Genomic DNA, 13,338 nt, shown 5'->3' on the forward strand with positions numbered 1-13,338 from the left:
GCCGACCGGCTGGCGCCCAGAGGGGCCCGACGGCCGAAGCACCCCGCTCACGACCAGCTGGGGATTAGAGGAGGGGGGTTAGGGCGGAGAGGGCGGGGAGGGGGAGGTCGGAGGGGAGGTTGTTGAGACCGGCGGTGAGGGAGCCGGCGGAACGGCCGGACTGGATGCCAACCTCGGCGTCTTCTACTACCAGGCAGCGGGATGGGGGGATGCCTAGGAGGGAGGCGGCGTGGAGGTAGCCGTCGGGGGCGGGTTTGCCGTGGGGGATGTCGTCGATGGTGACGAGCAGGGGTGGGGTGATGCCGGCGGCGGTGAGGCGGGCGGTGGCGAGGCGGAGGTCGGCGCTGGTGACTACGGCCCAGGGGATGTTCTTGGCGGCGAGGGTGGCGAGGAGGGTGTGGGCGCCGGGGGCCGCGGTCACGTCGGAGAGGTCGTCGTATTGGAGGGCGAGCTGGCGGGTGGAGGCGGTGGTGAGGGTTTCGTTGTCGGCGTGGGGGAGGAAGCGGCGGGCTGTGGTCAGGGAGGGGGCGCCGTGGGCTACGGCCAGGACGGCTTCGGGGTCGGCGTTGTGTTCGGCGGCCCAGGTGCGCCAGGCGCGTTCGACTGCTGCGTGGGATTCGACCAGGGTGCCGTCCATGTCGAACAGAACAGCGTCGATGTCGAGCGGGGGGGACAGTGAGGCCGAAGAAGAGGGAGAAGAGGGGGAGGTCGAGGCCGAAGAAGAGGGAGAAGGAGGGGGCGAGGGAGAAGAAGGTGAGGGAGAGGAGAAAGGCAAGGCCGCACCTCCGGGATGACGATTAAAGTCGCTGTTCGAGCATAACCGGGTTGAGGACTGCGCGGGCGGTTAGGTTAGCCTGGCCTGACCTATGAGCATGAAGGATCCACTACTGCGGCCGGCCCTGCGCCGCCAGCGACGCCGGCTGGTGGGTGGGGTGACGCTGCTCTGCCTGCATCAGGCCACCGAAGCGCTGGTTCCGGTCACCATCGGCGTGATCATCGACCGGGCCGTGGCGACGTCGGACAGCGGAGCGCTGGTCATGTCGCTGGCCGCGCTCGCTGTGCTGTTCACCGTCCTGGCGATGTGCTGGCGTTATGGCGCGCGGCTCTCGTTCGGCGCCGGAGAGCACGAGGCGCACTTCGCCCGCGTGAAGATCGCTGAGCGGGCTCTCGACTCGCGCGGGCAGCGGTCGGGTTTGCGGGACGGGGAGTTGCTGAGCATCGCCGCCTCGGACGCCGACCAGAGCGCCGAGGCCATCCGCACGGTCGGGATGGCCGCGGCCGCCTGCACCGCTCTGCTGGTCTCCGCGACCGCCCTGATCATGGTTGATCCGGGGTTGGGAGCGGGGGTGCTCCTAGGCGTACCTCTGGTGCTGTTGGGATTGCAGCGCCTCGCCCCGCTGCTCACTCGCCGTAGCGATGCCCAGCAGGCGGCCCTGGCCGAGACCACCGCCCTGGCTGTTGATCTCGTGGCTGGATTGCGCGTGCTGCGTGGCATCGGCGCGCAGCACCACGCGGCCGGGCGTTTCGCCGTGGCCAGCGAAAACGCGCTGAAGAGCACGCTGCGTGCCGCTAACACCAAGGGCCTGCACCTGGGTCTGACCACCGCCGTCAACGGTCTGCTCCTGGCGGCGGTCACGGGTGTCGCCGGGTGGCTGGCCCTCGACGGCAGGATCACTGTGGGTGAGCTGGTTGCGGTGATCGGGCTGGCGCAGTTCATCGCCGAGCCGGTGCAGACGCTGGGCTGGTGCGTGCAGGAACTGGCGACCGCGCGGGCGTCGGCCGGGAGGGTGGCGCGGGTGCTCGACGCGGCGCCGGCTGTGCGGCCGGGCACGGCGGGCGAGCCGGTTCCGGCTGGGGTGCGGGTCGATCTTCAGGATGTTGGGTACGGCACGCTGACCGGCCTGGATCTGCGGATGGTCGCCGGCGAGACGGTGGGGATCCTCGCCCACGACCCACGCGACGCCGAAGCCCTCCTCGCCCTGCTGGCCGGCACCGTCGCCCGTGAAGACTACCGCGGATCGCTCCGCATCGATGGGATCCCGGCGGAGTCTCTGCAGCTCACAGCGTCGCGCGGAGTGGTGTTGGTAGAGCAGCACGATGTGGCCCTGTTCGAGGGCACCCTGCGCGAGAACCTGGCCGTCGGCACCGGCGCCGCCGACCCGAATCTGCTCGCGGCGGTACGGGTGGCCGCCGCCGAGGACGTCGTCGAAGCCCATCCGGAAGGGCTCGGCCACGTGCTCGTCGAGCGGGGCGCCAACCTCTCCGGCGGCCAGCGGCAGCGGGTCGCGCTGGCCCGGGCGGTCGCCGCCGACCCGCCGGTCCTGGTGCTGCACGACCCCACCACGGCCGTCGACGCGGTCACCGAGGCCCTCCTGGCCGAACGCCTGACAACGGCACGAGGCGGAACGGCACGGGCAACGGTGATCGTGACCAGCAGCCCGGCTCTGCTGCGCGCCGCGGACCGGGTGGTGGTCCTCGACGGCGGGAAGGTCACCGCCGAGGGCACCCACGAGGAACTGGTCGCCGCCGAACCGCGCTACCGAGAGGCGGTGCTGCGGTGACCGGCCCCGCACGGACCCTGTTACCGACCGCGACCGGCCGCGAGACCTGGGCGGCACTCAGATCCGAGTTCGCCCGGCTGCCCGGTCTCTCCGCCGCCACCGTGGCCCTGCTGGTGGCCGCCGCGGCCGGCGGGCTCGTCGCGCCGTGGGTCCTGGGCCGGCTCGTCGACGACGTCATAGCGGGTGCCGGGACCGACCGGATCGTCCGCTGGGCCACGGTGATCGCGGTGGCGGCGGTGGCCGGTGGCGTGCTGACCGCCGCCGGGGCAACGGTGTCCGCCCGCCTCGGTGAGACGGTCCTGGCCCGGCTGCGGGAACGGGTGATGGACCGGGCGCTGCACCTGCCGTCGGCCACTCTGGAGCGGACCGGAACCGGTGACCTGGTCGCGCGTACCGGCGACGACGCGACGGTGGTGGCCTCGGCGATCACCGGTGGCGGGCCGCTGTTCGTGGGGGCGTTGCTCTCCGTCGTGCTCACGGCCGGCGGGCTGTTCGCCCTGGACTGGCGGCTGGGGCTCGCCGGGCTGGTGGCCGCGCCCGCGTACGCCCTGGCGCTGCGGTGGTACCTGCCGCGCTCGGTGCCGTACTACGCCCGGGAGCGGATCGCCTCGGGGGAACGGGCACAGGCGCTGGCGGGTGCTCTCCGAGGGGCGGCGACAGTTCGGGCGTACCGGATCGAGGAAACGCACGTGGCGAACGTCGCGGCACGGTCCGCGACCACCCGCGACCTGGCGCTCGATGTCTTCCGGATCTACACCCGGTTCGCGTCCCGGATGAACGCGTCCGAGCTGATCGGCCTGGCCGCGGTGCTGATCGCCGGCTTCCTGCTGGTCCGGGAGGGCATGGGCACGGTCGGTGCGGCCACGGCGGCGGCGCTCTACTTCCACCGGCTCTTCAACCCGATCGGTCTGCTGCTGCTGGAGGCCGACACGATCCTGCAGGCCGGTGCGAGCCTGGCCCGGCTGGTCGGTGTGGCCGCGCTGCCGCCGCTCGCTCCCCCGGCGTCCATCGAAGAGTCGTTGGGCGTCGCGACCCTCGAGGTCGTCGTCGGCAAGCACCGGTACGACGACGGGCCCGTGGTGCTCGCCGACGTGACGCTGCGGCTGGAAGCGGGATCGCGGGTCGCGCTCGTCGGCGCCAGCGGGGCCGGAAAGACCACCCTTGCCGCCATCGCCGCCGGCATCGTCGCGCCGTCCGAGGGCACGGTACGCCTCGGCGGCACACCCCTCGACGAGCTCGGCGAGGTCCGCACCCGGCAGCGGATCGCCCTGATCAGCCAGGAGGTGCACGTCTTCGCCGGCCCGCTCGCCGACGACCTGCGCCTGGCCCGCCCGGACGCCACCGACCAGGACCTGCTGGACGCGCTCGACCTGGTCGGCGCCACCGGCTGGTTCCGGGCGCTGCCCGGCGGCCTCGCCACCCACGTCGGCGAGGGCGGTCACCGGCTGACCGCCGCGCAGGCCCAGCAACTCGCCCTGGCCCGGCTGGTCCTGGCCGGGCCGGAGGTCGCCGTGCTCGACGAGGCCACCGCCGAGGCGGGCAGCTCCGGAGCGCGCGACCTGGAACGCGCGGCGGCCGCCGCCACCGCGGGCCGCACCACGCTGATCGTGGCGCACCGGCTCACCCAGGCCGCGGCCGCGGACCGGGTCCTGGTGCTGGACCAGGGCCGGGTCGTCGAGGAGGGCTCGCCGGCCGAGCTGCTCAGGGCCGGTGGCCGGTACAGCGAGTTGTGGGCGGCCTGGAGCGGATAGTTAGAGCAGCCCGATTCCCTGGGCGATCTCCACCGCCTCGCGACGGCGGCCGGCCCCCAGCTTCCGGTAGATCGCTCGCATGTGCGCCTTCACCGTGTTCACCGAGATGCCGAGGGCGCCGGCGATCTCCTGCGCGGTGAGCACGCTCGGCAGGAAGCGCAGCACCTCGCTCTCCCGCTCGCTCAGCGGCTCGGCGAGCGCCGCTGACCTCTCCGGCGGCACTTCGGCGGGCTTCGTGAGAGCGGCCTCGACCCGGTCCAGCCACTGGAGGAGCAGGGGGGCGTCGAGCGTGGGTGCGGCTTCCTGGCGTACCTGCCGGAGCAGCTCCGCGGCGCCGGTCCGGTCACCGCCGACGATCTGCAGCTTGACGCGGACCGCCGCGAGGACCACGGCGAGGGCGGCCTCCGGCGGGTTCGCCTCGAGATGCAGGCAGTGGCGGAGCAGTTCCTGCGTACCGGCGATCCGGCCGAGGTCCACCTCGAGCAGGGCGAGCGTCACGTACGCGGTGGCCGCCTGCACCGTGGTGGTGATCTCCAGCCGCTCGGCGAGGCCGCGTGCGGCGAGCGCATGACGCTCGGCGGCGCAGAAGTCCTCCCGCATGTACGCCAGCAGCGCCAGGTGCCCCACCGCGTTCAACTCGACCAGCTGGATGCCGGTCACCCGCGCGGACCGCGCGGCGGACGAGAGGTAGCGCTGGGCCCGTCCCAGATCACCGCACCAGAGCAGACCGACTCCCTTGTTGTTCATCGCCACCGCCCGCAACGCGAACAGCAGCGGCAACTCCTCCGGGGTGACCGTGCGCAACCGGCTGAGGACGTCGGTGGTGACCTCGATCAGCTTCGGCATGTCGCCACGGACGCGGTGGAACGTGCCGACCTCCAGGACGTCGAGGGCCACCTCCACCGCCAGGCGGTCGGCGGCGGTACGGCTGGTCAGCATGGCGCGTGTCCGCCGCACCCAGATCGGGATCGCGGCGAACTCCCCGGTGGAGAACATCAGCAGCGCGGCGCAAAGGGCGAGTTCCGGCGTGGTGGGCAGGGCCTCCGGCGGGATCCGCTGCATCACCCGGACCAGGGTCCGCCGGTCGGCCGAGACGATCTGGGTGACCGCCAGCCCGGCGATCAGTTCGCCGAGGTACACCCAGTCGGCGGCCTCGGCGGCGTGGTGCAGCGCGCCGGGGGCGGAGCGCTCCTGGGCGTACCAGCGGGCGGCCCGGCCGTGCAGGTGCCGCACCGAGTCGGGGAAGTCCCGCTCCAGACGCCGGCGCAGCGTGCTCCGCAGCTGGTCGTGGTAGCGGAACCAGGGGTGCTCCGGGTCGCGGACCGTCACGAAACCCGTGGCCCGTTTCAGCTCCGCCAGGACCGCCGCGGCGTCCGCGTCGCCGGTGAGCGACTCGGCCAGCGAGGGGCAGATCTCGTCGGTGACGCTGGTGCGCAGGAGGAAACGGCGGATCCGGTCCGGCAGCGGAGCGATCACCTCACTCCACAGGTAGTCGTCGGTCGCGCCGGTGCCGTCCGGCTCGGCGGCCAGGCGAAGGCCGAGCGGCCAGCCGTCGCCGTCTGCGGGCTCGGCGCCCGGGTGCAGGACGGCCAGGCCGGCGGTCTCGGCGGCGTCGAGCGCCAGCTCGGCCACGCCGATGGTGATCCGCCGTGAGCCCGCGGGCAGGGCCGGCTCAGTCCGGCTCAGCAGGACGAGGCGCAGGCCGGCCGGCGGTTCGGCGAGCAGCGCCATCAGGGCGGCGGACGCCGGTGAGCCGTCCAGCACGTGGAGATCGTCGATGACCAGCACGGCGTCGATCCCGTAGCCGCTGCCCAGCAGTTCGGCTCCGATCGCCCGCAACGCCGCGTCCACCTCGGCGAGCAAGGTTGTGGCGACGGCGTGCCGGTGCCGCACGGTCAGCCAGGCGACGTCGTCACGCTCCGCCGCCCAGGCCGCGGCCAGGGTGGTCTTCCCCCACCCGGCTCCCGCCCGGACGACGGTCACCGGGTGCCGGATGCCGGCGTCCAGGAGGGCGTGCAGGCGTGCCCGCCGCAGGTGAGGCTGCGCGGGGACGGGACGCCCTGACCCTGCCACCAGGTATTCCCCTGGGGCACGAGGCAGCGGCACAGTCATTCGTCGATCACCCCCGCGATCACCGATGGACCAGACCGGGGTGAGGGCGGACCCGGGATTACCGGTCGTCCATCACAACAGCCGAACCTACGCGCCGGCCGTCGTGTGGCGTGCGCTGTGGCGGATAGGCGACATATGATCATGCACGAGCGTCGATGGCTAGGGGTTGACCGGCGATCAGGCCGGATAGGGCGCGGGACCGGGGCCGGGTGGCGGTACGCCCGGTGCGGGCCGCGGCTGGAGCGTCGCGGTGAGGGTGTCCAGGATGGAGTTCACCTGCGGGCGCAGCATCCGCCAGTCACGCCCGGCCGCGAGCGCCTCGTTCTCCGCGTCGATCGCCGGGACGAGGTCGCGCACCAGGATGGCGGCGCCGCCAGCGGTCGCCTGCTGGGCACCGTCGACAGAGCGGGCGGCGAGAGCACCCCACCGGGCGGAGAGGTCGAGCAGGTCGTCGCGTACCGGGGGCCAGACCAGGCCCCGCTCGCCGGCGGTGGGCGCGGTGAGGACCGGAGGTAGGCGTACCCCGGTCAGGTTGCGGGTCTCGGCGGCGAGACCGGCGGCCTCGGCGTCCCAGACCGCCACCCGGCGGGAGCGGTTGATCAGTACGGCCACGATCGCGCCGCCCAGCAGCAGAAACAGCAGCAGCCAGCCGAGGAAGCCGCCGGAGTCCTCTTCGGACACCGGTACGGCCGCCGCCGAGGCTGCCGTGGTGGTCGCCACCGGCGTGGGCTCCTCCCGCGTCTCCTCCGTCTTGGTCGGCTCGGGATCGTCGGTCTCTGCGGGCCGGGTGGTCTCCGGGGGCTTGGTGGTCTCCGGGGGCTTGGTGGTCTCGGCGGGCTCGGTGGTCTCGGCGGGCCGAGTCGTCTCCGGGTCACGGGTGAGGGTCGGGCGGGTGGTCTCCGCCGGCTCCTCCTCGGTGGGCTCTTCCTTGGTGGTCTTCTCCGGCGTGGGCCTCTCCTGCGCGGTGCGATCCACGGAGACATCGATCGAGGGCAGCGAGACACCCTCCCCGCCGTCCCCACAGGCGGCGACCCCCAGCAGAAGAGCCCCCGCCATCACGGCGGTCAGCAAGCGGGGCATCGGAGTCACTCGACGATCCGCAGCTCGTGGCTGGTGTTGTTGAGACGCCGGCCGCTGTTCTCGGTCACCGTCACGATGTCCTCGATGCGGACCCCGAACCGCCCGGGAAGGTAGATCCCCGGCTCGATCGAGAAGCACATCCCCGGCACCAGCGGCTGCCGCTCCCCCGCCACCATGTACGGCGGCTCGTGCGTGGTCAGCCCGATGCCGTGCCCGGTGCGGTGGATGAAGTACTCGCCGTACCCCGCGTCCTCGATCACCTTGCGCGCGGCCCGGTCGATGTCCTGGCAGGCGACTCCCGGCTGGACCGCCTCGAACGCGGCCTGCTGCGCCTGCCTGACGATCTCGAAGACCGTACGCTCCTGTTCGGTGGGCGGGCCGACGTGCACAGTACGGGTGGTGTCGCTGCCGTACCCGTCCTTGAGCCCGCCGAAGTCCAGCACCACCATGTCGCCCTCGGCGATCACCCGGTCGCCCATCTCGTGGTGCGGGTTCGCGCCGTTCGGCCCCGAGCCCACCACGGTGAAGTCCACCTGGGAGTGCCCGTGCTCGCGCAGCAGGCCCGCCAGCTCGGTGCCGATGTCCGTCTCGGTGCGGCCGGCGAACCGTACCCGAACGATCTGCTCGTAGGCCGCGTCGGCGGCCGCACCCGCGGCAGCCAGCCGGTCCACCTCGTCGGCGTCCTTGACCGCGCGCAGCATCGGCAGGGTCGCGGTCATCGAGGTGTAGCGGGACTCCGGCAGCGCCTCCTGCAGTGCCAGCAGGTGCAGGGCCCACGCGGAGTCGGAGAGGGCGTAGCGGCCACGGGGGTCGAGCAGGCGGGCCGCCGCGGCATAGGGGTCGGAGCCGTCCGCCCAGTCGGTGATCGTGACAGCCGCCGCGCCCGGTGCCGCCGCGGCGTCCGGGCGCTCGAGCACCGGGACGATCAGATGCGGGTCGTGGTCGGCGTCGAGCACCAGCAGCGTGATCCGCTCGGTGATCGCGGTCGGCCGGTACCCGGTGAAGTGCACCAGATCCGGCCCCGGCGTGACGAGCACCCCGGTGAGCCCGGCCCCGGCGGCCTGGGACACGGCGCGTTCCATCCGGCGGGCGTAGTCCTTGGTCGTGAACGGGCGAACCGTCATCGTCGATCTCCTCCTGTGGCCGGCACCGGCCGGGTGGGAATGGTGTGGGTGCTGGCGGCGGCCGCTGCGGCCAGGTGGACGGCCCCGGGCTTGTCCGCACGGTGCCGGCCCATCAGCAACACGAGCGCGACACCGGCCGCGGACATGACCGCGAGCAGCACGGAGGCGCCGGCCAGGCCCGCGGCGAGGGCGTCCGATGTGGTTTCACCAGCTTGGGTACGACCGTCGGTGACTGCCGTGGAAACGGTGGCAGCGGCCGCGACGGCGAGCGATCCGCCCACGTAGCGGGCCATGTTGGAGATGCCGGACGCCTGCCCGACCTCGGCCGCGGGGACGGCCGAGGTGGACGCCGACGAGGCGGGGCCGTTGGCGAAACCGAGCCCGACCGCGATGAGGATCAACGGCAGAACGAAGGCGGCGTACGCCCACGAGGGCTTCACGAAGACCAGGGCGACCGCACCGACTGTGGCGAGACCGAAGCCGAGCCCCACCGCGTACCGTGATCCGATCTTGACCGCTAGCGGTGTGATCAGCGGAGTGATCGCGATCATCGCCGCTGCCGCCGGCAGGGTGGCCAGGCCCGCCTCCAGCGGGGTCATCCCGAATGTCGCGGGGTCCTGGAAGTAGAGGCTGAACAGGTACATCAGGGCGTTGATCGCACCGGCCACCAGCAGGATCGCCAGGGTCGCGCCGACCAGCACCCGGTTGCGCAGCAGCTCGAGGTTGACCAGCGGCGCGGCGGCCCGCCGTTCGACGGCCACGAAACCCACCGCGCCGAGCACCGACAGCAGCAGGCAGGAGATGGTCGGCACGGAGATCCAGCCCCAGTCGCCGCTCTCGCTGAGCGCCAGCACGAGCGGCACCAGGGCGACCGCGACCAGGACGGTCCCGAGCATGTCGATCGAACGCGGCCGGTCCGGGTCCTGGGACTCCCGTACCGTGAAGATCGTCAACGGTACGCAGGCCGCGGCGATCGCGGCGTCGATCCAGAAGAGGCCCTGCCAGCCCGTTGCGTCGACGAGCACCCCGCCGATCAGCGGCCCGGCCGCCGCACCGATCGCTGATGCCGCGCCCCAGAGGGTGATGGCCTTCATCTGCTCGGTGCCCGAGGAGTCCACCGAGAGCAGGCTCATCCCGCAGGCCAGGATCGTCGATCCGGCCGCGCCCTGGATCATGCGGCCGATGATCACCCCCTCGGCACCGGTGGAGAGGGCGATCAGCGCGCACGAGGCGACGAAGAGCAGCAGCCCGAGGAGAAAGAACCGCCGCCTGCCGAAGACGTCACCGAGCGCGCCGGAGGTGACGATCACCGCCGCGCCCACGAGCATGTAACCCGTGACCGCCCACTGCAGCTGGGCGATCGGGGCGCCGAGGTCCTCGCTGATCGCCGGGAGCAGGATGGTGACCGCCGACGTGTTGGCGTTGACGACAAGCGCCGAGACGCACGCCGCGAGTAACACCCCGAGACCGGCCGCCTTCGCCTTGGTGTCGGTCGTGGACATGAGGCGGCTCCTTCGTGTCGGGGTCCGGCTCAGACTTCCCGCTCGCCGTGGCGCCGGGATCCTTCGCGCCGGATGATTCCGCCGCCGCCGAAAACATCTACTTTTCCGGCGTATGGCGGAGACCACCGTTTCGGAACGGGAGTTGCAGGAGTTCCTGCTCTACCTCGGCAGCGCGCTCACCGTCGCCGGAGAGGCGGTCAACCAGATCCAGGACCGTCTTGTCCGGGTGGCGGCCGCATACGGGGCACCGGACGCCCGGGTGAGCGTGTTCCCCACCTTCCTGGTGGTGTCGCTCGACGCGTCGCGCCCCACGACCCAGGAACCGACCCGGCAACTGTACGGAGGGCTGCGGCTGGACCAGACTGCCGAGCTCTACCGGCTGCTCTACCGGGCCGAGCACGCCGGGATCGACCCCGCCGAGGGCAGCCGGGCGGTGCGGCGACTGGTCGCCATGCCACCCCGCTTCGGCCCGGTGGTACGGGTGACCGGGCACGCCGTGCTCACCGTCGGCATCTGCATGATCCTGATACCGACCTGGGCCGACCTGCTGCTGGCCGGGTTGTTCGGTGTGCTCGTCGGCGTCTTCAAACTGGCCGGTGCCCGCTGGCCCAGCGTTCAAATGATCATGCCGGTGGTGGCCGCCTTCACCGTCGCGGGGCTGACTTTCCTGATCACCAACACCGGCTGGAACGAGGCGGACCTGCGAGCCATGGTGGCACCGCTGGCGACGTTCCTGCCCGGGGCCATGCTGACCATGGCGGTGGTGGAACTGTCCGCGTACGAGATGGTGACCGGGTCGAGCCGCCTGGTGGCGGGCATCCTTCAGCTGCTGCTGCTCGCCTTCGGGATCATCGGGGCGGCGCAGGTGGTCGGCGTACCGCCGCCGGCAGCGCCCGCCGACGTCGCCGTGAACACCATCGGCTGGTGGGCCACCTGGCTCGGGCCGCTGATCGTCGGGATCGGCAATTACTTCATGCTGGCCGGGCCACCGCGCTCGCTCGGCTGGCTGTGCCTGGTGCTCTACGCCGGCTGGATCGGCCAGTACGTGGGGAACCTGATGTTCGGCGGTTATCTGAGCGGTTTCGTCGGCGCCCTGGCGCTGACCATCGTCGCGTACCTGGTCGAGCGGATGCCGTCCGGCCCACCCGCCCTGGTGTCGTTCCTGCCAGGCTTCTGGCTGCTGGTGCCGGGCGCGCTGACCCTGATCGGGGTGACGGAGTACCTCGGCCAATCGACGGTCCGCGGCGCGGAGGACCTGGTCGGTGCCATCGGCTCGATGGTCGCGGTGGCACTCGGCGTGCTCTGCGGCCATCCGCTCTACCGTGCTTTCAAACGCTCGGTGTTCAAGGAGCCTGCGTGATCGAGGTGCGTGCGGTCGAAGATCTGCTCGGCTCACTGACCGAGTGGCTGCTCAGGTCGAGCTTCGAGGGCACGGACAGGTGCGAGGCCATCGTCCGGGACGTCGCCGCCTGTTACGGCCGGACCGTCGAGGTCACGTTCTTCGCCGACAGCGCGCTGCTGAGCGTGGACGGGAGAACTCTGTCCTACTCCCGGGAGCCCGGCGTACCGCCGCTGCACCAGGTGTCCCGGATGAAAACCCTGCTCGCCGAGGTGCACGGTCACGGGCTGACGGCCGGGGAGGCCGCCGGGCGGCTCGCCGAGATCCGCGCTCTCCCGCCCCGCTGGAGCCGCCCCTGGCAGGTGCTCGGCCTGATGGCGTTCACCGTCGGCTTCGGCATCTCGGTGCAGGCCACCTGGCAGCAGGTGGGTGTCTCGGCGCTGACCGGGCTGCTCGTCGGCGTCCTGGTCGTCGCCGGGGCCGGGCACCGGCGGCTCGTGCTGGTCTCGCCCTTCCTCGCGTCCCTGCTCGTCTCCGCCGTCGTTCTCATCCTCCACGAGCGAGGTCTGCTCGACGGCGGCCCGATCCAGCTCATCATCCCGGCGCTGTTCTTCTTCATCCCGGGCGACGCGATCACCGCGGCCGCCCTGGAACTGGCGAACAACCGGATGACCGCCGGCGCCGCCCGCCTGGTCTACAGCTCGGTCGTCCTGCTGGTGCTCGCCTTCGGCGCCCTGGTCGCCACGGTGGTGCTGCAGGTGCCGCAGAGTGCCCTGTTCGACGTGCCGGTGCCGGGCAACCTGGGCCCGCTCGGGGTCTGGGCCGGCTGGGTGCTGTTCGCCGTGGGTGTGATGCTGACGTTCTCGATGGCGCCGCGCGACTTCGGCTGGGCGCTCGGGCTGATCCTGCTCACCGCGGCCGTGACCGAGGTGGCGACCCGCGCGTTCGACGACCCGTTCGGCACATTCACCGGGGCGGTCGTGATGATGACGGTGGCCCTGCTGCTCGGCCGCAGGCCGGGGCTGCCACCGTCGTACGTGCTCTACCTCGGCGCGTTCTACGTGCTGACCCCCGGCTCGCACGGGCTGCGCGGCCTGGAGAGCTGGATCGGCGGCCACCCGATCCAGGGGGTGGCCGGCGTCGCCGACATGGTCGGCCTGCTCGTCGCCATCGCGGTCGGCATGCTCGTGGCGGCCGCCGCGGTGGGGCCGGCCGGGCGGGTTCACCCCCCGGAACACCCAATCACCCGTCCGGGATGACCCCCTTACAGCCCGTACCGCCCAGGCTGGAGGGGTCTGGTGATCACACCGTCCGGCCAGGGGGACCGCCGTATGCAGAGCCGACTCCGGCTGTCCGGTCAGGCCGTGCAGCCGCTGCTGCTGATGTTCCCGCTGGGCCTGTTCACGATGGCGTTCCTCTTCGACGTGGCCAGCCTGCTCGGAGCACCGCACCTGGTCGGCACGCTGGCCTTCTGCAACATCGTGGCCGGGCTGATCGGCGGGGTGGTGGCGGCGCTGGCCGGCGGGTACGAGGCGGCCGGTGCCCGGAGTCCGGTGGCCGCGCGCATCGCGTTCCTCAGCCTGCTGATCGACGTGGGCGTGCTGATCCTGTTCGCGGTGCTCACGCTGATGCGCGTACGCACCGCGGACCGGGTCGCCGACTCCGGCCTGCTGATCGTCGAGGTGCTCGGGCTCGCCCTCGCGGCGTTCGGAGCCTGGTACGGCGGCCGATTCGGTGATCCCTACGCACCGATGAGCCGGCCGGAGAGGCGCCGAACCGTTCACCAGGGATGAGGCGGAGGGCATTCGCGGACACCGATGATGCCGCCGGATCGATCTCGTGGAACGGGAACGGAGGCGCCGTGAGCGC

The 13,338-nt window shown here is 72.2% G+C and carries 10 protein-coding genes; 5 read left to right on the top strand and 5 right to left on the bottom strand.

Annotation, left to right across the window (positions count from 1 at the left end):
• Window positions 1–64: 64 nt before the first annotated feature.
• On the bottom strand, window positions 65–676 hold the full coding sequence (locus tag ACFQV6_RS08175) for an HAD-IA family hydrolase (protein ID WP_378026966.1): 612 nt from the start codon (window positions 674–676) through the stop codon (window positions 65–67).
• A 196-nt stretch (window positions 677–872) separates the two neighbouring features.
• Here ACFQV6_RS08175 and ACFQV6_RS08180 point away from each other — a divergent pair, with 196 nt between their 5' ends.
• The gene (locus ACFQV6_RS08180; protein WP_378026740.1) at window positions 873–2,561 is read left to right on the top strand and encodes an ABC transporter transmembrane domain-containing protein; all 1,689 of its coding nucleotides are present in this window, start codon (window positions 873–875) and stop codon (window positions 2,559–2,561) included.
• Entirely contained in the window at window positions 2,558–4,312 is a 1,755-nt protein-coding gene (locus tag ACFQV6_RS08185; protein ID WP_378026741.1) for an ABC transporter ATP-binding protein, read from the top strand. Before ACFQV6_RS08180 ends, ACFQV6_RS08185 begins: the two co-directional genes overlap by 4 nt.
• On the opposite strand, the gene ACFQV6_RS08190 is transcribed toward ACFQV6_RS08185, so the two are convergent.
• From ACFQV6_RS08190 to ACFQV6_RS08205, 4 genes are all read right to left on the bottom strand, one after another.
• Window positions 4,313–6,385: a LuxR C-terminal-related transcriptional regulator gene (locus ACFQV6_RS08190; RefSeq protein WP_378026742.1), complete on the bottom strand. Its 2,073-nt coding sequence runs from the start codon at window positions 6,383–6,385 to the stop codon at window positions 4,313–4,315.
• Between the two features lie 216 nt (window positions 6,386–6,601).
• Window positions 6,602–7,504, bottom strand: coding sequence for a hypothetical protein (locus tag ACFQV6_RS08195; protein WP_378026743.1), 903 nt, complete (start codon window positions 7,502–7,504; stop codon window positions 6,602–6,604).
• Window positions 7,505–7,509: 5 nt separating this feature from the next.
• Window positions 7,510–8,628: a M24 family metallopeptidase gene (locus ACFQV6_RS08200; protein ID WP_378026744.1), complete on the bottom strand. Its 1,119-nt coding sequence runs from the start codon at window positions 8,626–8,628 to the stop codon at window positions 7,510–7,512.
• Window positions 8,625–10,130, bottom strand: a complete 1,506-nt coding sequence (locus tag ACFQV6_RS08205; protein ID WP_378026745.1) for an MFS transporter — start codon at window positions 10,128–10,130, stop codon at window positions 8,625–8,627. The genes ACFQV6_RS08200 and ACFQV6_RS08205 overlap by 4 nt, the downstream gene beginning before the upstream one ends.
• A gap of 112 nt (window positions 10,131–10,242) precedes the next feature.
• Here ACFQV6_RS08205 and ACFQV6_RS08210 point away from each other — a divergent pair, with 112 nt between their 5' ends.
• The 3 genes from ACFQV6_RS08210 (at window position 10,243) to ACFQV6_RS08220 (ending at window position 13,262) form a co-directional block, all read left to right on the top strand.
• Entirely contained in the window at window positions 10,243–11,490 is a 1,248-nt protein-coding gene (locus ACFQV6_RS08210; protein WP_378026746.1) for a threonine/serine exporter ThrE family protein, read from the top strand.
• Entirely contained in the window at window positions 11,487–12,728 is a 1,242-nt protein-coding gene (locus ACFQV6_RS08215; RefSeq protein WP_378026747.1) for a threonine/serine exporter ThrE family protein, read from the top strand. The genes ACFQV6_RS08210 and ACFQV6_RS08215 overlap by 4 nt, the downstream gene beginning before the upstream one ends.
• Window positions 12,729–12,800: 72 nt before the next feature.
• A complete protein-coding gene (locus tag ACFQV6_RS08220) occupies window positions 12,801–13,262 on the top strand; it encodes a DUF2231 domain-containing protein (RefSeq protein ID WP_378026748.1) in 462 nt (153 codons plus the stop codon).
• The last annotated feature ends 76 nt before the right edge of the window (window positions 13,263–13,338 follow it).

The organism is Actinoplanes sp. GCM10030250, from assembly GCF_042666575.1.
GTDB lineage: Bacteria > Actinomycetota > Actinomycetes > Mycobacteriales > Micromonosporaceae > Actinoplanes.